This window comes from Streptomyces rectiverticillatus (genome assembly GCF_013394065.1).
Lineage (GTDB): Bacteria > Actinomycetota > Actinomycetes > Streptomycetales > Streptomycetaceae > Streptomyces > Streptomyces rectiverticillatus.
The window spans coordinates 1,742,883-1,767,500 of record NZ_CP040752.1 but is presented as its reverse complement, the minus strand read 5'-3'; the positions used below and the strand labels follow the sequence as shown (position 1 = coordinate 1,767,500).

General features: G+C 73.1%; 19 protein-coding genes, 2 rRNA genes and 1 pseudogene (1 of these 22 cut by a window edge). 15 read left to right on the top strand and 7 right to left on the bottom strand.

From position 1 onward, the window contains the following. The 4 genes and pseudogenes from FGW37_RS07420 to FGW37_RS32980 form a co-directional block, all read left to right on the top strand. Positions 1-2,090 (top strand): 23S ribosomal RNA (locus FGW37_RS07420) (it extends 1,033 nt beyond the left edge of the window). Between the two features lie 105 nt (positions 2,091-2,195). Then, positions 2,196-2,312: ribosomal RNA gene (rrf, locus tag FGW37_RS07415) — 5S ribosomal RNA — on the top strand. Positions 2,313-2,443: 131 nt separating this feature from the next. Next, positions 2,444-3,298: pseudogene (locus FGW37_RS33830) on the top strand (hypothetical protein); the annotation flags it as partial. Between the two features lie 450 nt (positions 3,299-3,748). Further along, positions 3,749-4,549 carry a tetratricopeptide repeat protein gene (locus FGW37_RS32980; protein WP_218650640.1) on the top strand — a complete coding sequence of 267 codons (801 nt, stop codon included), beginning with the start codon at positions 3,749-3,751 and terminating at the stop codon, positions 4,547-4,549. Positions 4,550-4,637: 88 nt separating this feature from the next. On the opposite strand, the gene FGW37_RS07405 is transcribed toward FGW37_RS32980, so the two are convergent. Continuing rightward, entirely contained in the window at positions 4,638-5,945 is a 1,308-nt protein-coding gene (locus FGW37_RS07405) for a DUF1015 domain-containing protein (RefSeq protein ID WP_179080328.1), read from the bottom strand. Positions 5,946-6,020: 75 nt separating this feature from the next. On the opposite strand from FGW37_RS07405, the gene FGW37_RS07400 reads away from it, so the two are divergent. Further along, a complete protein-coding gene (locus tag FGW37_RS07400) occupies positions 6,021-7,049 on the top strand; it encodes an HAD hydrolase-like protein (protein WP_179080327.1) in 1,029 nt (342 codons plus the stop codon). Between the two features lie 142 nt (positions 7,050-7,191). On the opposite strand, the gene FGW37_RS07395 is transcribed toward FGW37_RS07400, so the two are convergent. Further along, a complete protein-coding gene (locus FGW37_RS07395) occupies positions 7,192-8,019 on the bottom strand; it encodes a siderophore-interacting protein (protein WP_179080326.1) in 828 nt (275 codons plus the stop codon). A 74-nt stretch (positions 8,020-8,093) separates the two neighbouring features. Beyond that, complete coding sequence (locus FGW37_RS07390; protein ID WP_179080325.1) at positions 8,094-9,131, bottom strand: ABC transporter substrate-binding protein; 1,038 nt, start codon at positions 9,129-9,131, stop codon at positions 8,094-8,096. 124 nt (positions 9,132-9,255) lie between these two features. Between FGW37_RS07390 and FGW37_RS07385 the strand changes: the two genes are divergently transcribed. From FGW37_RS07385 to FGW37_RS07375, 3 genes are all read left to right on the top strand, one after another. Continuing rightward, positions 9,256-10,266, top strand: coding sequence for a FecCD family ABC transporter permease (locus FGW37_RS07385; protein WP_425506638.1), 1,011 nt, complete (start codon positions 9,256-9,258; stop codon positions 10,264-10,266). Positions 10,267-10,301: 35 nt separating this feature from the next. After that, the gene (locus FGW37_RS07380) at positions 10,302-11,339 is read left to right on the top strand and encodes a FecCD family ABC transporter permease (protein ID WP_179080323.1); all 1,038 of its coding nucleotides are present in this window, start codon (positions 10,302-10,304) and stop codon (positions 11,337-11,339) included. Positions 11,340-11,401: 62 nt separating this feature from the next. Beyond that, entirely contained in the window at positions 11,402-12,211 is an 810-nt protein-coding gene (locus FGW37_RS07375) for an ABC transporter ATP-binding protein (RefSeq protein ID WP_179080322.1), read from the top strand. Positions 12,212-12,246: 35 nt separating this feature from the next. On the opposite strand, the gene FGW37_RS07370 is transcribed toward FGW37_RS07375, so the two are convergent. Continuing rightward, positions 12,247-12,594, bottom strand: a complete 348-nt coding sequence (locus FGW37_RS07370; protein WP_179080321.1) for a sterol-binding protein — start codon at positions 12,592-12,594, stop codon at positions 12,247-12,249. 68 nt (positions 12,595-12,662) lie between these two features. Between FGW37_RS07370 and FGW37_RS07365 the strand changes: the two genes are divergently transcribed. Genes FGW37_RS07365 through FGW37_RS07355 form a run of 3 tightly spaced genes read left to right on the top strand, consistent with a single transcriptional unit; the run spans position 12,663 to position 14,789 of the window. Next, positions 12,663-12,974: a hypothetical protein gene (locus tag FGW37_RS07365; protein WP_425506486.1), complete on the top strand. Its 312-nt coding sequence runs from the start codon at positions 12,663-12,665 to the stop codon at positions 12,972-12,974. Positions 12,975-12,987: 13 nt separating this feature from the next. Then, a complete protein-coding gene (locus FGW37_RS07360) occupies positions 12,988-13,803 on the top strand; it encodes a TlyA family RNA methyltransferase (protein ID WP_179084563.1) in 816 nt (271 codons plus the stop codon). Next, positions 13,800-14,789 carry an NAD kinase gene (locus FGW37_RS07355; protein ID WP_179080320.1) on the top strand — a complete coding sequence of 330 codons (990 nt, stop codon included), beginning with the start codon at positions 13,800-13,802 and terminating at the stop codon, positions 14,787-14,789. The genes FGW37_RS07360 and FGW37_RS07355 overlap by 4 nt, the downstream gene beginning before the upstream one ends. 66 nt (positions 14,790-14,855) lie before the next feature. Here the strand turns inward: FGW37_RS07355 and FGW37_RS07350 are convergent, their stop codons facing one another. After that, the gene (locus FGW37_RS07350; RefSeq protein ID WP_179080319.1) at positions 14,856-16,286 is read right to left on the bottom strand and encodes a S41 family peptidase; all 1,431 of its coding nucleotides are present in this window, start codon (positions 16,284-16,286) and stop codon (positions 14,856-14,858) included. A 121-nt stretch (positions 16,287-16,407) separates the two neighbouring features. Here FGW37_RS07350 and recN point away from each other — a divergent pair, with 121 nt between their 5' ends. The 3 genes from recN to FGW37_RS07335 all read left to right on the top strand — a co-directional run bounded on the left by recN (position 16,408) and on the right by FGW37_RS07335 (position 20,446). Beyond that, a complete protein-coding gene (recN, locus tag FGW37_RS07345; protein ID WP_179080318.1) occupies positions 16,408-18,177 on the top strand; it encodes a DNA repair protein RecN in 1,770 nt (589 codons plus the stop codon). A 256-nt stretch (positions 18,178-18,433) separates the two neighbouring features. Further along, on the top strand, positions 18,434-19,192 hold the full coding sequence (locus tag FGW37_RS07340) for a hypothetical protein (protein WP_179080317.1): 759 nt from the start codon (positions 18,434-18,436) through the stop codon (positions 19,190-19,192). A gap of 141 nt (positions 19,193-19,333) precedes the next feature. Then, entirely contained in the window at positions 19,334-20,446 is a 1,113-nt protein-coding gene (locus FGW37_RS07335; RefSeq protein ID WP_179080316.1) for a glycosyltransferase family 4 protein, read from the top strand. Between the two features lie 58 nt (positions 20,447-20,504). Here FGW37_RS07335 and FGW37_RS07330 read toward each other — a convergent pair whose 3' ends face one another. Continuing rightward, positions 20,505-21,350, bottom strand: a complete 846-nt coding sequence (locus FGW37_RS07330) for a pentapeptide repeat-containing protein (protein ID WP_179080315.1) — start codon at positions 21,348-21,350, stop codon at positions 20,505-20,507. A gap of 41 nt (positions 21,351-21,391) precedes the next feature. Then, positions 21,392-22,999: a PucR family transcriptional regulator gene (locus FGW37_RS07325; RefSeq protein WP_179080314.1), complete on the bottom strand. Its 1,608-nt coding sequence runs from the start codon at positions 22,997-22,999 to the stop codon at positions 21,392-21,394. A 228-nt stretch (positions 23,000-23,227) separates the two neighbouring features. Between FGW37_RS07325 and FGW37_RS07320 the strand changes: the two genes are divergently transcribed. Beyond that, on the top strand, positions 23,228-24,535 hold the full coding sequence (locus tag FGW37_RS07320; protein ID WP_179080313.1) for an MFS transporter: 1,308 nt from the start codon (positions 23,228-23,230) through the stop codon (positions 24,533-24,535). The last annotated feature ends 83 nt before the right edge of the window (positions 24,536-24,618 follow it).

The following is a 24,618-nucleotide window of genomic DNA, read 5'->3' as shown; positions in this document are numbered from 1 at the left end:
GAGAGCGCGGCAGTGAGACTGTGGGGGATAAGCTCCATGGTCGAGAGGGAAACAGCCCAGAGCATCGACTAAGGCCCCTAAGCGTACGCTAAGTGGGAAAGGATGTGGAGTCGCAGAGACAACCAGGAGGTTGGCTTAGAAGCAGCCACCCTTGAAAGAGTGCGTAATAGCTCACTGGTCAAGTGATTCCGCGCCGACAATGTAGCGGGGCTCAAGCGTACCGCCGAAGTCGTGTCATTCCAGCATGAGGGCTAACGCCCGCTGGGATGGGTAGGGGAGCGTCGTGTGCCGGGTGAAGCAGCCGCGGAAGCGAGTTGTGGACGGTTCACGAGTGAGAATGCAGGCATGAGTAGCGATACACACGTGGGAAACGTGTGCGCCGATTGACTAAGGGTTCCTGGGTCAAGCTGATCTGCCCAGGGTAAGTCGGGACCTAAGGCGAGGCCGACAGGCGTAGTCGATGGACAACCGGTTGATATTCCGGTACCCGCTTTGAAACGCCCAATATCGAATCCATTAATGCTAAGGCCGTGAAGCCGCCCTGGATCCTTCGGGTGAAGGGGAGTGGTGGAGCCGCTGACCCAAGGTGGTAGTAGGTAAGCGATGGGGTGACGCAGGAAGGTAGTCCAGCCCGGGCGGTGGTTGTCCCGGGGTAAGGGTGTAGGCCGTGTGGTAGGCAAATCCGTCACACGTTAAGGCTGAGACCTGATGCCGAGCCGATTGTGGTGAAGTGGATGATCCTATGCTGTCGAGAAAAGCCTCTAGCGAGTTTCATGGCGGCCCGTACCCTAAACCGACTCAGGTGGTCAGGTAGAGAATACCGAGGCGTTCGGGTGAACTATGGTTAAGGAACTCGGCAAAATGCCCCCGTAACTTCGGGAGAAGGGGGGCCATTTCCGGTGATGGAATTTACTTCCTGAGCTGGGGGTGGCCGCAGAGACCAGCGAGAAGCGACTGTTTACTAAAAACACAGGTCCGTGCGAAGCCGTAAGGCGATGTATACGGACTGACGCCTGCCCGGTGCTGGAACGTTAAGGGGACCGGTTAGCTCCATTTCGGTGGGGCGAAGCTGAGAACTTAAGCGCCAGTAAACGGCGGTGGTAACTATAACCATCCTAAGGTAGCGAAATTCCTTGTCGGGTAAGTTCCGACCTGCACGAATGGCGTAACGACTTCTCGACTGTCTCAACCATAGGCCCGGTGAAATTGCACTACGAGTAAAGATGCTCGTTTCGCGCAGCAGGACGGAAAGACCCCGGGACCTTTACTATAGCTTGATATTGGTGTTCGGTTCGGCTTGTGTAGGATAGGTGGGAGACTGTGAAGCCGTGGCGCCAGCCATGGTGGAGTCGTCGTTGAAATACCACTCTGGTCGTGCTGGATGTCTAACCTCGGTCCGTGATCCGGATCAGGGACAGTGTCTGGTGGGTAGTTTAACTGGGGCGGTTGCCTCCTAAAGAGTAACGGAGGCGCCCAAAGGTTCCCTCAGCCTGGTTGGCAATCAGGTGTTGAGTGTAAGTGCACAAGGGAGCTTGACTGTGAGACCGACGGGTCGAGCAGGGACGAAAGTCGGGACTAGTGATCCGGCGGTGGCTTGTGGAAGCGCCGTCGCTCAACGGATAAAAGGTACCCCGGGGATAACAGGCTGATCTTCCCCAAGAGTCCATATCGACGGGATGGTTTGGCACCTCGATGTCGGCTCGTCGCATCCTGGGGCTGGAGTCGGTCCCAAGGGTTGGGCTGTTCGCCCATTAAAGCGGTACGCGAGCTGGGTTTAGAACGTCGTGAGACAGTTCGGTCCCTATCCGCTGCGCGCGTAGGAGTCTTGAGAAGGGCTGTCCCTAGTACGAGAGGACCGGGACGGACGAACCTCTGGTGTGCCAGTTGTCCTGCCAAGGGCATGGCTGGTTGGCTACGTTCGGGAGGGATAACCGCTGAAAGCATCTAAGCGGGAAGCCTGCTTCGAGATGAGGACTCCCACCCACTTGATGGGGTAAGGCTCCCAGTAGACGACTGGGTTGATAGGCCAGGTGTGGAAGACCGGTAACGGTTGGAGCTGACTGGTACTAATAGGCCGAGGGCTTGTCCTCAGTTGCTCGCGTCCACTGTGTTAGTTCTGAAGCAACGAACAGTTGCTGGTTTGAGCAGAACCACTTAATTGAAAAGTGTGCTTGTTCGCTCGAAACCGATAGGGTTTCGGTGGTCATAGCGTTAGGGAAACGCCCGGTTACATTTCGAACCCGGAAGCTAAGCCTTTCAGCGCCGATGGTACTGCATGGGGGACCGTGTGGGAGAGTAGGACGCCGCCGAACAATATTTCAAGGACCCTTGGTCCCAGCGTTCACGCTGGGACCAAGGGTCCTTTTTTGTATTTCTGCCGAAGCGCGCCGGTCGTCCGGTTGCGCGAGAATGACTGCGGTACCCGAAGACAGGAGTCACGTCGATGCCCACCAACTACCCCGACGATCGTTCGGGTGGCGACCGCGGCGGTTTCCGCCGCGACGACCGACCGGCGTACCGGCGTGACGACCGCGGCGACGACCGGCGTGGCGGCCCCCGCCGCGACGACCGTGGCGGACGTCCGGCCGGCGGTGGCTTCGGCCGCCGCGACGACCGTCCCTCTCCCCGTCGTGACGACGACCGCGGTGGTTTCCGCGGCGGCCGCGACGACCGTCGTGACGACCGCGGCCCGCGCCGTGACGACGACCGTGGCGGGCGCCCGGCCGGCGGTGGCTTCGGCCGCCGCGACGACCGTCCGTCCTTCCGTCGCGATGACCGTCGTGACGACCGTGGCCCCCGTCGCGATGACGACCGCGGTGGTTTCCGCGGCGGCCGCGACGAGCGCCGTGACGACCGCCCCGCCTTCCGCCGCGACGACCGCGCCCCGCGTCGTGACGACGAGCGTGGCGGCTTCCGTCGCGACGACCGCCCGTCCGACCGCGGCCCCCGCCGCGACGACCGCGGTGGCTACGACCGTCCCCGCGGCGGTTTCCGTGGCGGCCGCGACGACCGTCCGTCCTTCCCGCGCGACGACCGTGCGCCGCGTCGTGACGACGAGCGTGGCGGCTTCCGTCGTGACGACCGCCCGTCCTTCCGTCGCGATGACGACCGCGGCCCCCGCCGCGATGACCGTCGTGACGACCGCGGTCCGCGTCGTGACGACGAGCGTGGTGGCTTCCGTCGCGATGACCGTCCGTCCTTCCGTCGCGATGAGCGCCGTGACGACCGTGGCCCCCGTCGCGATGACGACCGCGGTGGTTTCCGTGGCGGCCGTGACGAGCGCCGTGACGACCGCCCCGCCTTCCGTCGTGATGAGCGTCGCGATGACCGCGGCCCCCGCCGTGATGACGACCGCGGTGGCTTCCGTCGCGATGACCGTCGTGACGACCGCGGCCCGCGCCGTGACGAGCGTCCCTCCTTCCGTCGTGACGACGACCGTGGTCCCCGTCGTGATGACGACCGCGGTGGTTTCCGCCGTGACGACCGTCGCGATGACCGTGGCCCGCGTCGCGATGACGACCGCGGTGGTTTCCGTGGCGGCCGTGACGACCGCCGTGACGACCGCGGCCCGCGCCGCTCGTTCCGTGACGACCGGCAGGGTGGCGGCGGCTACCGCGGTGGCCGGGACGACCGTTCCGGTGGTTACCGCGGCGGCCGTGACGAGCGCGACCGGGACCGTGGCGACCGCGAGCCGGTGAAGCGCCTGCCGATCCCCGACGACGTCACCGGTGACGAGATCGACGCGGACGTGCGGCAGGAGCTCATGAGCCTGCCGAAGGGCCTCGCCGAGGAGGTCGCCCGGAACCTCGTCATGGTCGCCAACCTGCTGGATGAGGACCCGGAGCAGGCCTACGCCTACTCGCGGATCGCGCTGCGTCTCGCCTCGCGCGTCGCCGCGGTGCGCGAGGCCGCCGGCTTCGCCTCGTACACGACGGCCAAGTACTCCGAGGCGCTCGCCGAGTTCCGCGCCGCCCGCCGGATGACCGGCTCCGTCGAGCTGTGGCCCGTGATGGCCGACTGCGAGCGCGGCATGGGCCGTCCCGAGCGCGCGCTGGCCATGGCCGGCGAGCCCGAGGTCAACAAGCTCGACAAGGCCGGCCAGGTCGAGATGCGCCTGGTCGCCGCCGGTGCTCGCAAGGACATGGGCCAGGCCGAGGCCGCCGTCGTGACGCTGCAGAGCCCGGAGCTCGCCTCCAGCTCGGTCCAGCCGTGGACCGCGCGCCTGCGGTACGCGTACGCCGACGCGCTGCTGGAGGTCGGCCGCGAGAGCGAGGCCCGCGAGTGGTTCGCCAAGGCCCTCGAAGCGGACCAGGGCGGCCAGACGGACGCCTCCGACCGTCTCGCCGAGCTCGACGGTGTCGAGTTCACGGACGCGCTGGCGGAGTCCGAGGACGAGGTCGCCTCCGGCGAGGAGTCCGGCGAGGAGTCCGGCGCCTCCGTGGCGTCCGAGGCGGCCGAGACGTCCGCCGAGCAGCCTGTCGAGGCCGAGAAGCCCGCCCAGGCCGAGGAGTCCGCTGACGCCGACAAGGCCGGCGACGACAACCGCTGACCTGACCCGTAGGCAGTGACCAGGCAGTGACGAAGAGGCCTGCACCCCCGATCCCGGGGTGCAGGCCTCTTCGTCCGGTCGGGGTCGTTCAGTTCAGGGCCAGGCTCCGCAGCACCAGGCCCGTCGCCGGCTTGGGGCCGAACGACGTGGACTTGCGGGGCATCGTCACGCCCTGTTCCGCCAGCTCCCGGACGACGTCCTCCTGGACCGGGTGCATCAGCACCGCCGTGCCGCCGTGCCGCTCGGCCTGCTTGACGGCCGCGGCCGTCTCGTGGATGTAGCTGATGTTCTCGGGGTTGTCCGGCACCTGCCAGATGTGTTCCAGCAGCACCGAGTGCAGGACCGTCGCGTCCAGCGTGCGCCAGGCCTCGGGGCGGTCGGTGGGGACCACGCGGGCCAGCAGGTCCGGGTCCGGGCGGTCGAGGAGGTGGAAGCGCCCGTCGCCCGCCAGGACGAAGGCGTTGCCCGCTTTTCCGGACGCACCGGATGTTTCGGACGCCTCGGTCAGTGCGTCGAGCGCCTCCGGCAGCGGACCGTCGATCGTGCGCACCCGGAAGGAGCCCTCGAGGGCTGCCAGCGCCTGGGCCACCGGAAGCCGGTGCAGCAGGCGGTGGATGGCCCGTACGCGCAGCGGGTAGCGGGCGGTGTCGACGAGGAGGACGAGGCCGAAGTCCCAGGGGCCGGGGGCCGGCTGCTCGGCGCGCAGGCGCAGGTAGGTGGCCCAGCGGTGGTGGCCGTCGGCGATGAGCGCGTGCTGCTGGGAGAGGTCCTTGCCGATCGCTTCGAGGTCGTGCGGGTCGGTGATGGACCACAGGCGGTGGGCGTAGCCGTCCTCGGTGGTCGTGGACAGCAGCGGTTCGGTGCCGGTGACGCGGTCGATGACGGCCGCGGCGCCGGTCGTGCTGCCGTTGCCGCGGTAGGAGAAGAGAAGAGGCTCGAGGTTGGCGCCCGTGCCGCGCATGAGGGCCGCGCGGTCCTCGATGATGTGCGGCATGACGTCCTCGTGCGGGAGGACGACGCCCTCTTCGCGGGGGCTGAGGCGCAGGGCACCGATGAGGCCGCGCTGCAGTATGCCGCCGCCGCGCTGCTCGTAGACGTAGAGGGCGGGCTCGGGGTCGGCGGCGAGGACGTGCTCCTCCTGCCAGCGGCGGAGGGTGTCCGCGGCCAGCCGGTGCCGGTCCGCGGCGCTCGCCGCCTGGGGGAGGATCAGCCTGACGATGTTGTGCGGATCGGCGGTCTCCAGGTGACGCAACCCGTCGGGCCGTACGACGACGTCGTACGGTGGCGAAGTGACGGCGGCGAGGCTGCCGACCCGCTCCGGGACATAACGCAGCCCACGGAAGGGGGCGAGCTGGAGACCTTGCCCTGCTTTCCCTGCTCGGCCTGGAGTGCTCATTGGGAAATGTTATGTCTCACGGCCCTGTGAGCAATGATCGTGGAAGAGACGTACAGCACAAGGAGCGAGTACAGAATGAATCAGACCGCCCGTACGCGGCCCGACGGCAGTGAGCGTGCCCTCAGCGAGGCCTACGACACGGCGCTGCTCGACCTCGACGGCGTGGTGTACGCGGGCGGGGAGGCCATCGCGTACGCCGTCGAGTCGCTCGGGGCGGCCCGCGAGGGCGGGATGCACCTCGCCTACGTGACGAACAACGCCGCGCGGACGCCGGAGACGGTCGCCGGGCACCTGACCCGGCTGGGCGTGCCCGCCGAGGCGTCCGACGTGATCACCTCCGCCCAGGCCGTGGCGCGGCTGATCTCCGAGCAGCTGCCCGCCGCATCCCGGGTGCTGGTGATCGGCGCCGAGGGGCTGCGGGTCGCCCTGCGGGAGCGCGGGCTGGTTCCGGTGGAGTCGGCCGACGACGACCCGGCGGCCGTCGTCCAGGGCTACGGCGGGCCGGACATGCCGTGGTCGCGGCTGATGGAGGCGTCGTACGCGGTGGCACGGGGCCTGCCGTGGTTCGCCTCCAACACGGACCTGACGATTCCGAGCGGGCGCGGCATCGCGCCCGGCAACGGTGCGGCCGTGGAGGTCGTACGGATAGCCACGGGCGCGACGCCGCAGGTGGCCGGCAAGCCGTTGCCGCCGATGCACCGCGAGACGGTGCTGCGGACCGGCGCGGAGCGGCCGCTGGTGGTCGGCGACCGGCTCGACACGGACATCGAGGGCGCGCACGTGGGCGGGGTGGACTCGCTGCTGGTGCTGACCGGCGTGACGACGGCCGCGCAGCTGGTCGCGGCGCGGCCGGAGCACCGGCCTACGTATGTGGCCGAGGATCTGCGGGGGTTGCTGGTTCCTCAGCCGGAGGTTGTGCCGGTTGAGGGCGGGTTCCGGTGCGGGGGGTGGACGGCGTCCGTCGGCGGTGATGCGCTCGTCCTCGAAGGCGACGGGGATGCGATGGACGGGCTGCGGGCGCTGTGTGCGGTGGCGTGGACCGCTGCGGGGGACAGGGCGTGCGAGCTCGACTCCGCCAAGGTGGTGGCCCGGTTGGGGCTGTGACGTGGCTGGGGCGGGCCGGGGGCTTTCTCCCCTCACCCTCCCCCAGAGGGGGCACCCCCACTTCCCGTAACCGGGGCTGCGCCCCGGCCCCCCGTCCGCGCTGCGCGCGTCGTCCTCAAACGCCGGACGGGCTGAGTGGGTGTCAGCTCAGCTCCGCCAGCAGGTCCTCCTCCGTCGCCCCCCGTCGCCAGTAGCCCGTGAACGTCACTGCGCGGCGGTCGATGCCGCGGTCGTTGACCAGGTGGCGGCGGAGGCCGCGGACCGTGCCGGATTCGCCGGCGAGCCATGCGTAGGGCGTGCCCTCGGGCAGGTCGGCTGCGCGGACGGCGCTCAGGACGGGCTCCGCCTCGCCCCGTACCAGCCAGGTGATCTCCGCGGCGGCGTCGGTGGGCAGGTCCTGGACGTCCTCGGGGTGGGGGACCTCTATCCAGATCTTGGCCGGGGTGCCCTCCGGCAGCCAGGCGAGGATGCCGGCGACGGCGGGCAGTGCCGTCTCATCGGCGGTGATCAGGACCCAGTCGGTGCCGGCGGGCGGCTGGAAGTCGACGCCGCCGTTGTCCTCGACGACGGGGGCGAGGACGGTGACGCGGTCGCCGGGGCGTGCGGCCTGGGCCCAGTTCGTGGCCGGGCCGCCGTGTCCGTTCGCATCGCCGTGCACGGCGAAGTCGACGTCCATCTCGTCCGGCCCCTGCCGCAGGTCCCGCACGGTGTAGGTGCGCATGAAGGCCCGTACGGCCGGGTCCTGGGCGCGCCATTCGGTGAACCAGGTCTCGTCGAGGTTCGCGGGCAGGACCGGGCGGTCCTGGCCGGCCTGCGGCAGGAACAGCTTGAAGCGCTGGTCGCGGCCGCCGGTGACGATGTCGCGGAGCTCCTCGCCGCCGAAGGTGACCCGCATCATGGCGGGGCTGATCCGCTCGGTGCGGAGCACCTCCAGGTCGAAGAAGCGGTACGGGAGGGTGGTGCCGGCCATGGGGGTGTTTCCCTTTCGCTCGGTTGCGCCTGTCAGGCGACTCGGTTGGGCCTGTCAGGCGGTCAGGCAGGCGGTCAGGCGACCTTCTTGGCCTTCTGAACGGCCTCGGCGAGGGCCTCGACGAGCGGTGCACACCCGGCGTGCGAGTAGCGCGGCTCGCTGAGCCAGGGGCTGATCTGGCCGGCCTTGACGGCGGGCAGCTCGGCCCAGGTGGGCTTGGCGGCGAGGTCCTTGGGCTGGAGGGCTGCGGTGCGGTTGTCGAGGAGGATCAGGTCGGCGGGGTACTTGCCGGCGTTCTCCCAGCTGAGGCTCTCGAAGAAGCCGCCGGTGACCTTGTCGGGGACGACGAGGTCGACGCCGAGGGACTTGAAGTAGGCGAGGTCGGCGTAGACGCCGGGGTCGGAGACGTAGAGCAGGTCGGCGGATCCGGAGGCGGCGAGGACCTTGAGGCCCTTGTTGTCCCGGGCGGCCTTGCGGAGGGTCTCGGAGGCCTTCTCGAAGCGGTCCTTGGCGTCGGTGACCTTCTTCGCCCGGAGGTCGGCGCCGAGGGAACCGGCGAGTTCGGCGTAGCGTCCGATGACCTGGGTCAGGGAGACCTTGGTGACGTTGATGCCGATGCTGGGGGCGAAGCCGAGGATCTTCTTCTTGCTCTCCTCCGGGACGTACCACAGCTCGGTGCCCTGGATCATGTTGGTGACGAGGAGTTCGGGGGAGAGGGCCGCGTACTTCTCGACGCTGAACTCGCCCCAGGCGTTGCCGAGGACGGTCAGCTTGTCGACGTCGAGGTCGCCGGCCTGGGGGTCGGGCTTGCCGCCCTTGAGGACGGTCGGGCCGAAGACGGCGGTGCATTCGACGCCGAAGTCGTGGAGGGCCGCGGCGGTACCGGTGAAGGCGACGACCTTCTTCGGGGTGCGGGAGGCCTTCGCGGTCTCGCCGCGGTCGTCCTTGAAACTCCACGGGCCGGAAGCGGAATCTGAGTCCCCGTCCGAGGAGCCCTTCGAGCCGCCGCCCCCGCAGGCCGTCAGGAGGGCACCTGCGCCGAGGGCGCCGCCCGCGGCCAGCAGGCCGCGGCGGGACATGAAGGAGCTGGTGGAGATGCGGGGGGTACTCATGGTGGTGCGCTTCTCTCAAGAATGAGGCAAGAACGGGGGGAGTTAAGGGTAGGCTAACCTAAGGGTCGTGTTGGTTGACAGTCCCCCCGAGCCCCCGGCGGACACCGGTCCGCTGCCGCCGCAGATACCCCCGGCAAGCCGTAAGCGGAATGCCGCGCGGGCGACCGGGCTGCTCGCGGCGACCGGTCTGCTGCTGCTCGTCGCCGTCGCGAGCATCGCCGTCGGCGCCAAGCCGCTGCCGCTGGACCAGGTCTGGCACGGGCTGTTCGACGACGCGCACGGCGAGGCCGGCGTCATCGTGCGCGAGGTCCGCCTGCCCCGTACGCTGCTCGGCCTGCTCGCCGGCGCCGCCCTCGGGCTCGCCGGTGCCGTGATGCAGGCCCTCACCCGCAACCCGCTCGCCGAGCCCGGGATCCTGGGCGTCAACGCGGGCGCCGCGGCGGCCGTCGTATCCGCCATCACCTTCCTCGGCGTCAGCTCGCCCGGCGGCTACATATGGTTCGCCCTCGCCGGTGCGGCCGTCGTCTCCGTCGTGGTCCACGTGCTCGGCGGCAGCCGGGGCGCCACGCCCGTACGGCTCGCCCTGGCCGGCACCGCCGCGACGTACGCGCTCTACGGCTACGTCAACTCCGTCCAGCTGATGGACTCCGCCGCGCTCGACCGGATGCGCTTTTGGACCGTCGGCTCCCTCGCCTCCGCCGACGCGGACGTCATCCGGCAGGTCCTGCCCTTCATCGCGACCGGCACGCTGCTCGCCCTCGCCCTCGCCCGGCCCCTGAACGCCATGGCGCTCGGCGACGACAGCGCCCGCGCGCTCGGCACCCGGCCCGCCCGCACCCGCGTCCTCGCGATGGCCGCCGTCACCCTGCTGTGCGGCGCCGCGACCGCCGCCTGCGGGCCCATCGTCTTCATCGGCCTGATCGTCCCGCACCTCGTGCGCGCCCTCACCGGCCCCGACCAGCGCTGGATCCTGCCGTACGCCGCCGTCCTGTCGCCCGTGCTGCTGCTCGGCGCGGACATCATCGGGCGGGTCGTCGCCCGGCCCGGAGAGCTCCAGGCCGGCATCGTCACCGCCGTCGTCGGCGGGCCCGTCTTCATCCACCTCGTACGGCGCCGGAGGGTGGCCCAGCAGTGAGTGCGCCCGCACGAACGACACGAACGACACGAACGATGCGCGCGGCGCGGACCATCCGTACCGGCGGCGGGCTCTCCCTGCGCGTGGACGCCCGCGCCGGCCTCGTCGTCCTGCTGCTCCTGGCCCTCGCGGCGGCCGCCTCCGTGGCCCTCATCGCCACCGGCGACTTCCCCATGTCGCCCGCCGACGTCCTGCGGACGCTCGCCGGCGGCGGCACCCCCGCACAGGACATCGTCGTCCACGACCTGCGCCTGCCCCGCGTCCTGGTGGGCCTGCTCGCGGGCGCCGCCCTCGGACTGGCAGGCGCGGTCTTCCAGTCCGTCTCCCGCAACCCGCTGGGCAGCCCGGACGTGATCGGCTTCGGCCAGGGCTCCGCGGCCGGTGCGCTCGTCGTCATCGTCCTCTTCCACGGCGACCCCTTCGCCGTGGCCGCCGGTGCCGTCGCCGGCGGCATCGCCACCGGGCTCGCGGTCTACCTGCTGGCCTGGAAGAAGGGCATCAACGGCTACCGCCTCGTGCTCGTCGGCATCGGCGCCGCCGCCGTCCTCACCGGCCTGCGCGACTACCTGATGACCAAGGCGGACCTCGTCGACGCCACCCGCTCCATGATCTGGATGGTCGGCTCGCTCAACGGCCGCGACTGGGCACAGGTGTGGCCCCTGCTGTGCGCGGTCGCCGTGCTCCTGCCCCTCGTCCTCGGACACGGGCGCGCCCTGCGCATGCTGGAGATGGGCGACGACGCCGCCCACGCCCTCGGGGTGCGCGCAGAGCGCACCCGGCTCGTGGTGATGGCCTGCGCCGTGCTGCTCACCGCCGCCGCCACGGCCGCCGCCGGGCCCGTCGGATTCGTGGCCCTCGCCGCGCCGCAGCTCGCGCGCCGGCTGACCCGCGCCCCCGGCCCCGGCCTCCTCGCCGCCACGGTCATGGGCGCCACCCTGCTCGTCGGCGCCGACTGGGCCTCGCAGCGGCTCTTCGGCGCCGACAAGCTGCCCGTCGGCGCGCTGACCGGAATGCTCGGCGGCTGCTATCTGCTGTGGCTGCTGTTCACGGAGCGCAAGGCGGGCCGGGTGTGAGCAGCACATCCCGTACGACCCTCAGCACGACGGAGACGACCCCTCACCAAGGAGACAGCACCATGAGCCGACTGACGGCCGAATCCGTCACGCTCGCCTACGACCAGCGGGTCATCGCCCAGAAGCTCTCGGTCGCCATCCCCGACCGGTCGTTCACCGTCATCGTCGGCCCCAACGCCTGCGGCAAGTCGACCCTGCTGCGCGCCCTGGCCCGGATGCTCAAGCCCGCCGCCGGATCCGTCCTGCTGGACGGCGCCGCCATCGGCTCCTACCCGGCCAAGCAGGTCGCCCGCACGCTCGGGCTGCTCCCGCAGTCCTCCATCGCGCCCGACGGCATCACCGTCGGCGACCTCGTCGCCCGCGGCCGCTACCCCCACCAGGGCCTGCTGCGCCAGTGGTCGCGCGAGGACGAGCGGATCGTCACCGAGTCCATGGCCGCCACCGGCGTCGACGCCCTCGCCGAGCGGCACGTCGACGAGCTCTCCGGCGGCCAGCGCCAGCGGGTCTGGATCGCCATGGCCCTCGCCCAGCAGACCCCGCTGCTCCTGCTGGACGAGCCCACCACGTACCTGGACATCCAGCACCAGATCGAGGTGCTCGACCTGTGCGCCCAGCTCCACGAGGAGCAGGGCCGCACGCTCGTCGCCGTCCTCCACGACCTCAACCACGCCGCGCGCTACGCCACCCACCTGATCGCCATGCGCGACGGCAGCGTCGTCGCCGAGGGCGCGCCGGGGGACATCGTCACCGCCGAGCTCGTGGAGCAGGTGTTCGGGCTGCGCTGCCAGGTCATCGACGACCCGGAGACGGGGACGCCGCTGGTGGTGCCGGCCGCACGCCGCTCCAAGGCGGCCGCCGCGCTGCAGAAGTGACCGGGCCGCGGCAGTGGCGGCAGCTACGGCTGCAGCTACAGAAGTGACCGCAGCCGCAGGACGTCGCGCAGGCTCGCCTGGACCCTGACCCGGCCGGCGGCCCACGCCTTCGCGAAGTTCAGCCGGCCGTCCACCAGGGCCACCAGGTCGTCGCCCGACATCGTCAGCGCGATCTCGGACCGCCGCTCGGGCGTGCCCGGCTGCGTCTCCACGTCCTGGATGTGGCCGCCCACGAGGTGGCCGGTGAAGGTCACGTCGAGATCGGTGATGTGGCAGCTGAGCGAGCGGTCGGGCGCGGCCGCGTCGCGGAGGTCACCCTTCGCCCCCGCGAGGTTCTCCGCCAGTCTGTCGAGTGCGGTGCGGCACTCCCCGGTCGTCGCCATCACCAGGGACGGTACCGCAGCAGGCCGCGTACGCCGCAGAGGCGCCGTTCCGGGGTAGCGTCGGAGCCATGAGCGATGCGATGACTCCTGCGGACGGGGAGACTCCCGGGGACCCGGAGACGGCGGGGGCCTGCGGGGCGGGCGAGCCCGGCCCGCTGCCGCTCGGCGTCGTGCGCACCCCGACCGGCGACCCCGCCGTCGACGCGCAGCTCGGCCGGCTGGCGGACGCCGACCACCTCGCCGCGAGCGGCCACCTCGAGGTGTACGAGGATGTACACCGGGGCCTGCGGGAGGCGCTGAGCGCGCTCGACCGGAGCCCCGGCCCGTCCGGGGCACCCGCGGCCCCGGGCGCCCCCGCTTCGTACGACACCAGGAGCTGAACCACCCGTGGCAGTGACCCGCCCGCGACGCAGCCGACTCGACGCCGAGCTCGTGCGCCGTAAACTCGCCCGCTCCCGCGAGCACGCGAGCCAGCTCATCGCGGCGGGCCGGGTGACCGTCGGCGGCGCCGTCGCGACCAAGGCGGCGACCCAGGTCGAGATCAGCGCCGCGGTCGTCGTCACCCAGGACGAGAACGACCCCGACTACGTCTCGCGCGGCGGCCACAAGCTCGCCGGCGCCCTCGCCGCCTTCGTCCCGCGCGGGCTGAAGGTCGAGGGCCGCCGCGCCCTCGACGCCGGGGCGTCCACCGGCGGCTTCACCGACGTCCTGCTGCGCGCCGGTGCCGCGCACGTCGTCGCCGTCGACGTCGGCTACGGGCAGCTCGCCTGGTCGCTGCAGAGCGATGAGCGGGTCACCGTGAAGGACCGCACGAACGTCCGCGAGCTGACGCCGGAGCAGATCGACGACATCCCCGTCGACCTCGTCGTCGGCGACCTGTCGTTCATCCCGCTCGGGCTCGTCCTGCCCGCGCTGGTGCGCTGCGCCGCGCCCGACGCCGACCTGGTGCTCATGGTCAAGCCGCAGTTCGAGGTCGGCAAGGAGCGGCTCGGCAGCGGCGGGGTCGTGCGCAGCACCCAGCTGCGGGCCGAGGCGGTGCGCACGGTCGCGGCCCGCGCCGCCGAGCTGGGGCTCGGGGTGCTCGGCGTGACCGCGAGCCCGCTGCCGGGGCCCTCGGGCAACGTCGAGTACTTTCTGTGGCTGCGCGCCGGAGCGCCCGAACTGGACCCGGCGGACGTTGACCGTGCAGTGGCGGAGGGGCCGCGTTGACGACTTCAGAAGCAGCAACAGAGGCAGCAGCACAGGCAGCAGCACAGGCAGCGACGGCGACACAGGGGGGCTGCGGGGCGGACGGAGACAGACGCACCGTCTTCCTGCTCGCGCACACGGGCCGCCCGGCGGCCATCCGCAGTGCCGAACTCGTCGTCCAGGGGCTGCTGCGCTGCGGCATCGGCGTGCGGGTCCTCGCCGAGGAGGCGGCCGACCTGCCGCTGCCGTCCGCGGTCGAGCTGGTCGAGGCGGGCCCCGAGTGCTCGGACGTCCTGGAGGGCTGCGAGCTCCTCGTCGTCCTCGGCGGCGACGGCACGCTGCTGCGCGGCGCGGAGTTCGCGCGGCGCTCCGGGGTGCCGATGCTGGGCGTGAACCTCGGCCGGGTCGGCTTCCTCGCCGAGGCCGAGCGGGACGACCTCGACAAGGTCGTGGACCGGGTGGTGACGCGGGAGTACGAGGTCGAGGAGCGGATGACGCTCGACGTCCTCGTGCGCACCGACGGGCACGTGGTGCACACCGACTGGGCGCTGAACGAGGCGTCCGTGGAGAAGGCCGCGCGCGAGCGGCTGCTGGAGGTCGTCACGGAGGTCGACGGGCGCCCGGTGTCGCGCTTCGGCGGCGACGGCGTCGTGTGCGCGACGCCCACCGGGTCGACGGCCTACGCGTTCTCGGCGGGCGGCCCCGTGGTGTGGCCGGAGGTGGAGGCGCTGCTGATGGTGCCGATCAGCGCCCACGCGCTGTTCGCCAAGCCGCTGGTCACCGCCCCGGACTCGGTCCTCGCGGTGGAGGTCCAGCCGCAGACCCCGAACGGGGTCCTGTGGTGCGACGGCCGGCGGACGGTGGAGCTGCCCGCGGGAGCGCGGGTGGAGGTGCGGCGGGGGGCGGTGCCGGTGCGCCTGGCGCGGCTGCATCACGCGTCCTTCACGGACCGCCTGGTGGCGAAGTTCGCCCTGCCGGTGGCGGGGTGGCGCGGGGCGCCGCACTGAGCCGGCCCCGGCGGGCCGGTCGTACGGCGGCGCTCCGCCGTACGACCGGCTCCCGCCGGGCGGGTCTCAGCGGCCTGCCCGGGCCACGAACCTCCGTGCCTCGGCGAGGGCCGAGTCGCGGTGGGTGCGGAACTCCTCCTCAGTGAAGACGGGCGTGGCGACATCCGGGGAAATGCCGGTGATGTCGTAGGTCGTCCGGTGATCCTGTGCGCTCAGGAACTCCTCGTTCGGCAGGATGAACCGCCAGCCGTTGGGCAGCCGCCGCTCGAGGGTGTCGGAGAAGGACCCCTGGGTGTTCTCGCCGATCCGCTCCGTGGGCCGGGCGCGGCCCATGAGGGCCTGCGTGAGGGTCTCGCCCGCGCTGATGGTGAGCCGGCCCGTGAGCACGGCCACGGGGCCGGTGTAGACGGGCCCGCGGTGCGGGGTGACGGTGACGGGCTGCTCGGGCGTGAACTTGCGCGGGTCGCGCGGATCGTTGCGGGCGTGCTTGAGGTACGCGAGGTAGGGGCGGTCCGTCAGCCGCTCCGCCACGCGCAGGGCGAGCCGGTCGGAGCCGCCGCCGTTGAACCGCAGGTCGAGCACCAGGCCGCGCAGGGCGCCCGGGCCGCGGGTGCGGCCGGCCGTGAAGATCTCGTCGAGGGCGCGGTCGATGACCGCGCTGTCCTCGGCGTAGCCGCCGTCCTCGGTGTAGCCCTGGAATCCGGTGATGCGCAGGTAGCCCGTGCGGCCGGGCAGTTCGGCGTACGAGATGCGGCCGTCGCCCCACGTGCGCCACCGGGCCTCGGGCACGCCCACGCTCTCCTTGACGGCCTTGTCGATCCGGAGCATGCCGTCCCGGCCGGGGATCGTGGTGTCCTCGCGGTGGCCGCCGAAGCGCCCCTCCGCCTTCCCGGGGTCGGCGACGATGCCCGTGTGGCCGTCGTGCAGCGGCTCGATCATGCCCTTCAGGACCTCGAAGAGGGCCGTGTCGTCCGCCGCGGCGGCGGCGCGCGGGCGGAACTTCTCGCGGACCTCATTCCAATTGATCCCCTTCTGGGCGAAGAAGGGATAGTTCTCGGCGTAGGTCTGCCAGAAGACGTCGAAGACACGGAGATTGTCCGTCTTTGCGGGAGCGTCCTCCCGGCACTCGGCCGGCAGGGCGGGCAGGCGGCGCAGCGTACGGTGCCCGACGTTGTCGCCGAAGGACAGGACCGCGCGGTCGCGGCCCTGCGCCGTCACCGTGATCGGCGCGTCCTTGTCCTGCTGGAAGGTGCCCGGGGCGGTCGTGCGGGTGGCGTCGCGGAAGCCCGGCAGGCAGCTGACGGCAGTGGTGTCGTACGTCCGCAGCCTGCGGCCCCCGTCCTCGATGGAGACGACCGTGCCGTAGCCGTCCATGCGCCACGCCCCGTCCAAGGGGGCCCGGGCGGGCGCGGCGAGCGCGCTGCCGGTGGAGGCTGCGGTGGTCAGGACGACGGCGGAGGCCAGGAACAGGGCGGCCGTGCGGGAACGTGCGGTCATGGCCCGATCGTGCCCGGAACCGGGCCGGAGCGGCCATGGAGCGATCACCCGGAACGGTGGTGGGGATTTCCCCAGGGGCGTCGGTGGGGGTGGCCGTCGCGAGGGGCCCCCGGAACCTCGTATGGTCGTATCCGTGTTGGAGGAGATGCGGATCCGGTCCTTGGGCGTCATTGATGACGCGGTCGTCGAGCTGTCACCCGGTTTCACCGCGGTGACCGGCGAGACCGGCGCGGGCAAGACCATGGTCGTCACGAGCCTCGGTCTGCTGCTCGGCGGGCGCGCCGACCCCGCCCTGGTGCGCATGGGGGCCCGGTCCGCGGTCGTCGAAGGGCGGCTCGCCGTCGGCCCCGGCTCGCCCGTGGCCCTGCGGGCGGAGGAGGCGGGCGCCGAGCTGGAGGACGGCACCCTGCTCATCAGCCGCACCCTCTCCGCCGAGGGACGCTCCCGGGCGCACCTGGGCGGGCGCAGCGTGCCCGTCGGGCTCCTCGGCGAGCTCGCGGACGACCTCGTGGCCGTCCACGGGCAGACCGACCAGCAAGGGCTGCTGCGGCCCGCCCGGCAGCGCCAGGCCCTCGACCGCTACGCGGGCGACGCGGTGGCCGCGCCGCTCGCCAAGTACGCCGACGCCTTCCGGCGGCTGCGCGCCGTCGCCGCCGAGCTCACCGAGCTGACGACGCGGGCCCGCGAGCGCGCCCAGGAGGCCGACCTCCTGCGGTTCGGGCTGGACGAGGTCGCCGCCGTCGAACCGCTGCCGGGGGAGGACGCCGAGCTCGCCGCCGAAGCCGAGCGGCTCGGGCACGCCGAGGCCCTCGCCTCCGCCGCCACCGCCGCGCATGCCGCGCTCGCCGGGAATCCCGAGGACCCCGAGGGCATCGACGCCGCCACGCTCGTCGCCGGCGCGCACCGGGCCGTGGAGGCCGTACGGTCGCACGACCCCGCCCTCGCCGCCCTCGCCGACCGCATCGGCGAGATCGGCATCCTGGTGTCCGACGTGGCCGGGGAACTGGCCGGGTACGCCTCCGACCTGGACGCCGACCCGCGGCGGCTGGCCGCCGTCGAGGAGCGGCGCGCCGCCCTCACCCAGCTGACGCGCAAGTACGGCCAGGACATCGCCGAAGTCCTCGCCTGGGCCGAGCGCGGCGCGGAACGGCTCGGCGAGCTCGACGGCGACGACGAGCGCATCGAAGAACTCGCCGCCGAACGGGACGCGCTGCGCGCGGAGCTGGGCGGGCTCGCCCAGGCGCTCAGCGACGCCCGCGCGGAGGCCGCGCAGCGCTTCGCCGACGCGGTCACCGCCGAACTCGCGGAGCTGGCCATGCCGCACGCCCGCGTCAGCTTCTCGATCCGCCGGACCGAGGTCGCCGAGGCGGAGGCGGAGAGCGGCATCGAGGTCGGCGGCCGCGTCGTCGCCTACGGCCCGCACGGCGCCGACGAGGTCGAACTGCTCCTCGCGCCCCACCCCGGCGCGCTGCCCCGGCCCATCGCCAAGGGCGCGTCCGGCGGTGAGCTCTCGCGCGTCATGCTCGCCGTGGAGGTCGTCTTCGCGGGCTCCGCCCCCGTGCCCACGTACCTCTTCGACGAGGTCGACGCGGGCGTCGGCGGCAAAGCGGCCGTCGAAGTGGGCCGCCGCCTCGCGCGCCTCGCGCGGACGGCGCAGGTCGTGGTGGTCACCCACCTCCCGCAGGTGGCGGCCTTCGCCGACCGGCACCTGGTGGTGGAGAAGACCCACGAGGGGTCGGTGACGCGCAGCGGCGTCCGGGCGATGGAGGGCGAGGCCCGCATCCGCGAACTCTCCCGCATGCTGGCGGGCCAGGAGGACTCGGAACTGGCCCGTGCCCACGCGGAAGAACTCCTCGCAGCAGCGCGCGGCGCCTCCGGCGGGGGCGCGTGACGCTGTGCGGTTCGCCGGGTCGGCCGCCTGACTGTTCGGGGCGAGCCGGGCCCGGCACCGCCGGGCAGCCTGGCTGTGGCTGATCGCCGTCGCGGCGGGAAGTGAATGGCGGGGCCGGTTCTTCACCGACGGGGCGCCGGGCACTTGTTTCCGCCGCCGTGGTGAGCAACCCTCACTGTGTGGTCCGGCGGTGCCGAGCCGGGTCGGCCTGACACCCGTCGGCGCCGCCGTGGGCGGCGGCTCGTAGGGTCGGGGCATGATCGAGTTTGGGAAGGCGGCGCTCTGCGGGGCGGCCGTGGCTCGGGGGGTTTACGAGGGGGCGCGGCGGCGCCGGGGGCCGGGAGCCGCGCGCTGGCGGCGGAGCAACCACGCCGGCCGTACGGTCGACCTGTACGCCGGCCCCGCCGCGGCCGCCGGCACCGCGCTCGCCCTGGCCTGCACGCCCGCTCTGCCGCCGAAGGCGCGGGCGGCCGGAGCGCTGGCCGTGCTTGCGGCCGGGGCCTGCGGGGCCTACGACGACTTCGCGGGTGCCGGGGATCCCCGGCGGGGATTCCGCGCGCACCTGGGCGCGCTGCGGCGGGGCGAGGTGACCAGCGGGGCCGTGAAGCTCTTCGGGGTCGGGGCGGCGGCCGTCGTGGCGGGCGCGGCCGTCAAGGAGCGGCCGTTCGACAAGGCGCTCGCCGCAGTGGTGATCGCCGGCTCCGCACACCTCGTCAACCTGCTGGACGTACGGCCGGGCAGGGCCGCCGGCGCCGTGCTGGCCCTCTCCGCGCCCGGCCTCGCCCGCCGCGGTGCCGCGGCCGTCGCGGCCGCTCCGATGGGCGCGGCGGCCGCGCTGATCGCGGACGATCTCGCCGAGCGGACCATGCTCGGCGACACCGGCGCCCACGCGCTCGGGGCGGGTCTGGGGCTCGCCGTCGTGGCCGGCAACGGCCGTGCCGGACTTGTCCTGCATGCTGCCGCGCTGGTGGCCACGGCCCTGGCGATGGACGCGAGAAATCACCTATGTGAGTGAATCCGCGGATGTGCGGGCGAGGTAGGGCGCTCAACCCGCGAGACGGTGGTCCCGTGATGTCGGCGGACGCTGGCATCCTGGGCGGCAGCACTGCGCCGTACGCCTCTCCGACGCCGACGCCGAATCAGGAGTTCTCCCCGCGTGAGCAGTACACCCGCGCCCCACGGGCGGCCGCCCCTGCACGCGGTGCAAGTGCTGGGCAGCGGGGGAGCCGGCAGCGGCGCGCACGTGCGCTCCCTGGCGGCCGGGCTGGTGGCCCGCGGGCTGCAGGTGACGGTCTGTGCGCCGCAGCAGACGGGCGAGGGGTACGGGTTCACGTCCGCGGGTGCGGCCTTCGCCCCGCTGTGGGCCCGGCCGGACGCCCTGGCGGTGGCCGGTATCCGCGCGGCCAGCGCCGGCGCCGACGTGGTCCACGCGCACGGCCTGCGCTCCGCGGTCCTCGCCGCCCTGGCGCTGCGCGGCCGCACCACCCCCCTCGTGGTCACCTGGCACACCACGTGCCACGCGGAGGGCGCCCGCGGCCGGTTCCTGCGGCTGATGGAGCGGCGCGCGGCCCGCGCCGCGGCCGTCGTCCTCGGGGTGACCTCCGAGCTGGTCGACCGGGCCCGGCTGCGCGGCGCGCGCGACGCCCGCCTGGCCCCGGTGGCCGTCCCCGCCCCGCGCCAGGCGCCGGACGACGACGAGCCGCGCGACAAGACCCGTGCCGAACTGGGCGCGGTGGCCCGCCCGTTGCTGGTCACCGTCGGCCGTCTGGAGCCCGGCCGGGGCCACGGCGTCCTGCTGGACGCGGCCCGCGTCTGGCGCGAGCTGGAGCCCGAGCCGCTGCTGATCGTGGCGGGGGAGGGCCCCGAGCGGCCGCTGCTGCAGCGCCGCATCGAGGAGGAGAACCTTCCGGTCCGCCTGGTGGGCCGCCGCGACGACGTCCCCGAGCTGCTCGCCACGGCCGACGTCGCGATCCTGCCCAGCCGCTGGGAGGCCCGCTCCCTGCTCGCCCAGGAGGCGCTGCACGCGGGTGTCCCCCTGGTGGCCACGGCCGTCGGCGGCGTCCCCGACCTCGTGGGCGATGCGGCCGAGCTCGTCCCCTACGGCGACTCCGCCGCCCTCGCCGGGGCGGTGGCCCGCCTGCTGGCCGATCCGGCCCGCCGCGCCGAGCTGACCGCGGCCGGCCGCGCCCAGGCGGCCACCTGGCCCACCGAGGACGACACGGTCGCCCACGTCCTCAGCGTCTACGACGAGCTGGCCGCAGGCGGATAGCCCGCCCCGGCCTCGCACAGGCGGAACGTTTCAGGCGCCATGGCTCGGGCGTACCGCCTCAGGCGGCCGGGCCCCAGTGCGCCGGCCGGCTCAGCGCCTCCGGCAGCTTCGTGCTCGCATCGCCCCGCGCCGCGTTGAGCTGCGCCTGGGTGAGGAAGACGCTCCCGGTCAGGTCGGCGCCGGTCAGGTCGGCGTCGCGCAGGTCGGCCCCGAGGAGGTCGGCGGTGCGCAGGTCCGCGCCGCCGAGGTCCGCGGCGATCAGGTACGCACCGCGCAGATTGGCGCCGCGCAGGTCGGCGCCGCGCAGGCGGGCCCCCATCAGGTCGGCCCCGCGCCGGTTCTTCTTCTTGCCGGGGACCTGCGCCCGAACGAGCTCGCTGGCGCGCTGCAGCAGCTCGCCGACCTCCATCCGGCGCGCCGCCACGTCCACCTCCAGGATCGCCTCGGGGCTCTCGTGGGTCAGGCGCTCGACGGCGTCGTGCACGCGCCGGACCTCGGCGTGCAGCCGCCGGGCCGCGGGCAGGGTCAGGGCCTCGGCCAGGTACCAGAGCAGCTCGTGCAGCTGCCGCATGACCGGGTAGACGGCGAACATCTGCCGGGCGGTCCCGGGGTCCTGACGCCAGTCCCGGCCGCCGAAGGTGACCTGGGAGACCTTCTGCCCCGCACCCTGGCAGTCGTAGACGGTGCAGCCGGAGAAGCCCTTCTGCCGCAGCCGGGTGTGGATGCCGCAGCGGAAGTCCTGCTGGATGTTGCCGCACGGCTTGCCGGCGTCCTTGGTCACGGCGAAGTCCGCCGAGGCGACGAACGGCAGCGCGACGCAGCACAGCGCGAAGCAGCTGCCGCAGTCCGCCCGCAGGTCCTCGCGGTCCGCCGCGGCGACGCCGACTGCCGCATTCTTCTTCATTCCGGTCACCGTTCGAGTAGAGCCCGGTACATCTGCGCAGGTCAAATCCATTCCGTATGACGCCGCGCCCGCAGCGCGAGGCTCAGCGACAGCACCGTCTCCGGGTCCTCCAGGTCCGCGCCCAGGAGCCGGCCGATCCGCGCCAGCCGGTCGTAGAGCGTCTGGCGGTTGAGGTGCAGCTCGCGCGCGGTCTCCGCCTTGCGGCCCGCGTGGGCGAGGTACGCGGCCAGGGTGGGCAGCAGCGCCGGCCGGGAGGCGGCGTCGTGCGCGATCAGCGGGCCGAGCACCCGGTCGACGAACGCCGCCAGATCGCCCTGGGAGCGCAGCCGCCACAGCAGGACGTCGACGTCGAGCCGGCGCACGTCGTGCCAGGGCCGGTCCGGCAGCCCCTGGGCCGCCGTCGCCGCCTCCGCCGCGTGCCGCAGGCCCGCCCCGGCCGTCTCCCACGTCGCCGGGGCCCCGGCCACCACCACGGGCGCCGGGAAACCGGCCCGCTCCGCGCCCGCCCGCAGCGCCGCGGCCACCCGCCCCGCCACCGCCGTCCGCTCCGCCGCATCGCGCAGGCCCACCAGCAGCGGCACCCGCCCCTCCGGCATCCGGACACCCAGCAGCACCGGTACACCCACCCCGGCCAGCTCCTCCTGCACCGCGCAGGCCAGTGCGGCCCGGCCGTCCGCCGGCGCCAGATCGGTGGCCGGGCGCATCACGAGCGGCAGCAGCGGGCCCGGCCCCGGCCTGAAGCCCAGCACCCGGGCCTGCGCGGGCGCGTCGGCCGCGGACACCCGCTCCTCGGCGAGGTCGGAGAGGAAGTCGCCGCGCCCGCGCGCGGCCAGCTCCTCCTCCTGGCGGGCCTGCAGCAGGACGACCGCGAGCAGCCCGGCCGTACGGTCCGCGGCGATCCGGTGCACGGGCGCCAGCGGGGCGTCCACCGGCAGGACGGTCAGCCGGGCCCGTACCGCGCCCGGCCCGGGACCGGTCCCGGGAATGTCGGTGACGACCGCCCCGGCCATCCCCGCCGACCGCAGCCCCTCCCACACCTGCAGCGGATCCGACCCGCCGGACGCACCCTCCGGCCCCGCCGCGTACAGCAGCCGGCCGTCCGGCGTCCCCAGGAACACGGGGTTGCCCGCGAAGCCCGCGAACAGCCGCAGCACCTCCGGCACCCCGCCGCCGCCCAGCAGCACCTCCGTGCACCGCCGGTGCACCTCCTCGGCGCGCCGCAACAGCGCGTAGTGCTCGTTGACGAGCTCGGTGTGGATCTCCTCCGTCACCGCGACGAACGGCACCTCCCGGTGCAGCTGCACCAGCGGCAGCCCGCACGAGCGCGCCGTGTCCACCACCGCGGCCGGCAGCGTCGTGAAGCGCGCGCCCAGCTCGACCACCAGCGCCGCGATGTCCCGCTCCGCCAGCCCGCGCACGAAGGCGCGCTGCTCGGCGGGGCGGCTGCCCAGCCCCAGGCCGGTGGTCAGCAGCAGCTCGCCGCCCTTGAGCAGCGCGGCGATGTTCGGGGCCTCGCCCGCGTGCACCCAGCGGACCGGCCGGTCGAGCCGGTCGCCCGCCGCGAGCACCTCGGGGAGTCCTTTGCGCAGGGCGGGCAGCGCGAGGGCTCGCGCCACGGTGATGGTGCCCTGCGGGGCGTGCGGTTCCATGGGCGGAACGTAGCGGCCGTCCGGCCCGGTTGTCAGATGCGGCCCTTGCCGTGGGTCCGGCACCGCCGGTCAGGTCGTTGGGATTGCTCGCCGTTGCGGCGGGAGATTTGTGCCCGGCCGTGCCCGGCCGGGCACGCCCAGGCGGGCCCGTGGCAGCCTTGCGAGAGGACGGCGGTCGCACGGCGGACGCCGTATGCACCGCCCCGCGCCGCACCTACGCTGTCCCGCATGACCGCCGTGCCCGAAAGCCCCGAGTCCGCCCCCTCCGGCTTATCCACGGAACCGGGCCGGGAGGCCGCCCCGCCCGACCGCGCCGCCGTCCAGCGCCGTACGGTCAACGTCCTCATGGCCGCCCAGATCTTCATCGGGGTCGGCATGGGGGCCGTGATCTCGTCCGGGAGCCTGCTCGTCGAGCGGCTCACCGGGTCCCAGGCCGCCGCCGGCTTCGCCACCACCCTGGTCACCCTCGGCGCCGCGGCGCTGTCCGTCCCCCTGGCGGCGCTCTCCCGGTCCCGCGGCCGCCGCGCCGGGCTCGGCACCGGTGCCCTGATCGCCGCCGCGGGGTCGCTGGTCGTCCTGGTGGCCGCCCCGCTCGGCTGGGTGCCGCTCGCGTTCCTGGGCCTCCTCCTCGTCGGCGCCGGGACGGCGGCCAACCTCCAGTCCCGGTTCGCGGCGACCGACCTCGCGGAGGCCGGCGGGCGGGCCCGCGCCCTCTCCCTGGTCGTCTGGTCGGTGACGGTCGGCGCCGTCCTCGGCCCCAACCTGACCGGCCCGGGTGCCGCCCTCGCCCGCGCTCCGGGGCTGCCCGAGGAGGCGGGCGCCTTCGTCTTCTCCTGCGTGGCCTACCTCCTCGGCTGGGCCCTCATCCACACCCGGCTGCGCCCCGACCCGATGCTGCTCGCCGCCCGCCTGAACCCGGGCGGAACGACCGAGCGAGGCGCCCGCTTCCTTACCCGAATGAGCGGCGCCCTGCGGCATGTGGCCGCATCACCCTCGGCGCTGACCGGGCTGATCGCCCTGGTCCTGGGCCATGCCGTGATGGTGTCGGTGATGACGATGACGCCGGTGCACCTCGCTCACCACGGGGCATCACTGAGCGTCGTCGGCTTCACCATAAGCCTGCACATCGCAGGCATGTACGCGTTCTCGCCTCTGGTAGGCCGGGCGGCGGATCGGTTCGGCAGGGTACCGGTAATCCTGGCCGGGCAGGTGGTCTACGTGGCCGCGACGCTCCTCGCGGGCACGGCCGGGGACCGGCGGTGGGCCGTCACGGCCGGGCTGTTCCTGCTGGGCGTCGGGTGGTCGTGCGCGACGGTCGCGGCGTCCACGCTGCTGAGCGAATCGGTGGACGCCGGGCACCGCGCCGAGGTGCAGGGTGCTTCCGACATGCTGATGGGGCTCGTGGGGGCGGCGGGAGGAGCGCTCTCCGGGGCGTTCGTCGCCGTGAGCGGCTACGGCGGACTGAACGCCGCCGCGGCCGTCCTGGTCCTCCCGGTCAGTGGCTGCGCCCTGTACTTCGGCTTGCGGAAGCGCTGACCACTGCGGTCGGCCCGGCGCCGGGCGCAGGGCCCGGCTTTGTGCCCGCCGCAGCGGCGATCAGCCACTGCGGCGGAGACCGG

What these genes read in the sequence shown, in the direction of transcription:
- FGW37_RS07405 (WP_179080328.1), bottom strand. Translation starts at nt 5,945, where the DNA reads ATGAGCACTCCAGGCCGAGCAGGGAAAGCAGGGCAAGGTCTCCAGCTC.
- FGW37_RS07400 (WP_179080327.1), top strand. Translation starts at nt 6,021, where the DNA reads ATGAATCAGACCGCCCGTACGCGGCCCGACGGCAGTGAGCGTGCCCTC.
- FGW37_RS07395 (WP_179080326.1), bottom strand. Translation starts at nt 8,019, where the DNA reads ATGGCCGGCACCACCCTCCCGTACCGCTTCTTCGACCTGGAGGTGCTC.
- FGW37_RS07390 (WP_179080325.1), bottom strand. Translation starts at nt 9,131, where the DNA reads ATGAGTACCCCCCGCATCTCCACCAGCTCCTTCATGTCCCGCCGCGGC.
- FGW37_RS07380 (WP_179080323.1), top strand. Translation starts at nt 10,302, where the DNA reads ATGCGCGCGGCGCGGACCATCCGTACCGGCGGCGGGCTCTCCCTGCGC.
- FGW37_RS07375 (WP_179080322.1), top strand. Translation starts at nt 11,402, where the DNA reads ATGAGCCGACTGACGGCCGAATCCGTCACGCTCGCCTACGACCAGCGG.
- FGW37_RS07370 (WP_179080321.1), bottom strand. Translation starts at nt 12,594, where the DNA reads ATGGCGACGACCGGGGAGTGCCGCACCGCACTCGACAGACTGGCGGAG.
- FGW37_RS07365 (WP_425506486.1), top strand. Translation starts at nt 12,663, where the DNA reads ATGAGCGATGCGATGACTCCTGCGGACGGGGAGACTCCCGGGGACCCG.
- FGW37_RS07350 (WP_179080319.1), bottom strand. Translation starts at nt 16,286, where the DNA reads ATGACCGCACGTTCCCGCACGGCCGCCCTGTTCCTGGCCTCCGCCGTC.
- recN (WP_179080318.1), top strand. Translation starts at nt 16,408, where the DNA reads ATGGTCGTATCCGTGTTGGAGGAGATGCGGATCCGGTCCTTGGGCGTC.
- FGW37_RS07340 (WP_179080317.1), top strand. Translation starts at nt 18,434, where the DNA reads ATGATCGAGTTTGGGAAGGCGGCGCTCTGCGGGGCGGCCGTGGCTCGG.
- FGW37_RS07330 (WP_179080315.1), bottom strand. Translation starts at nt 21,350, where the DNA reads ATGAAGAAGAATGCGGCAGTCGGCGTCGCCGCGGCGGACCGCGAGGAC.
- FGW37_RS07325 (WP_179080314.1), bottom strand. Translation starts at nt 22,999, where the DNA reads ATGGAACCGCACGCCCCGCAGGGCACCATCACCGTGGCGCGAGCCCTC.
- FGW37_RS07320 (WP_179080313.1), top strand. Translation starts at nt 23,228, where the DNA reads ATGACCGCCGTGCCCGAAAGCCCCGAGTCCGCCCCCTCCGGCTTATCC.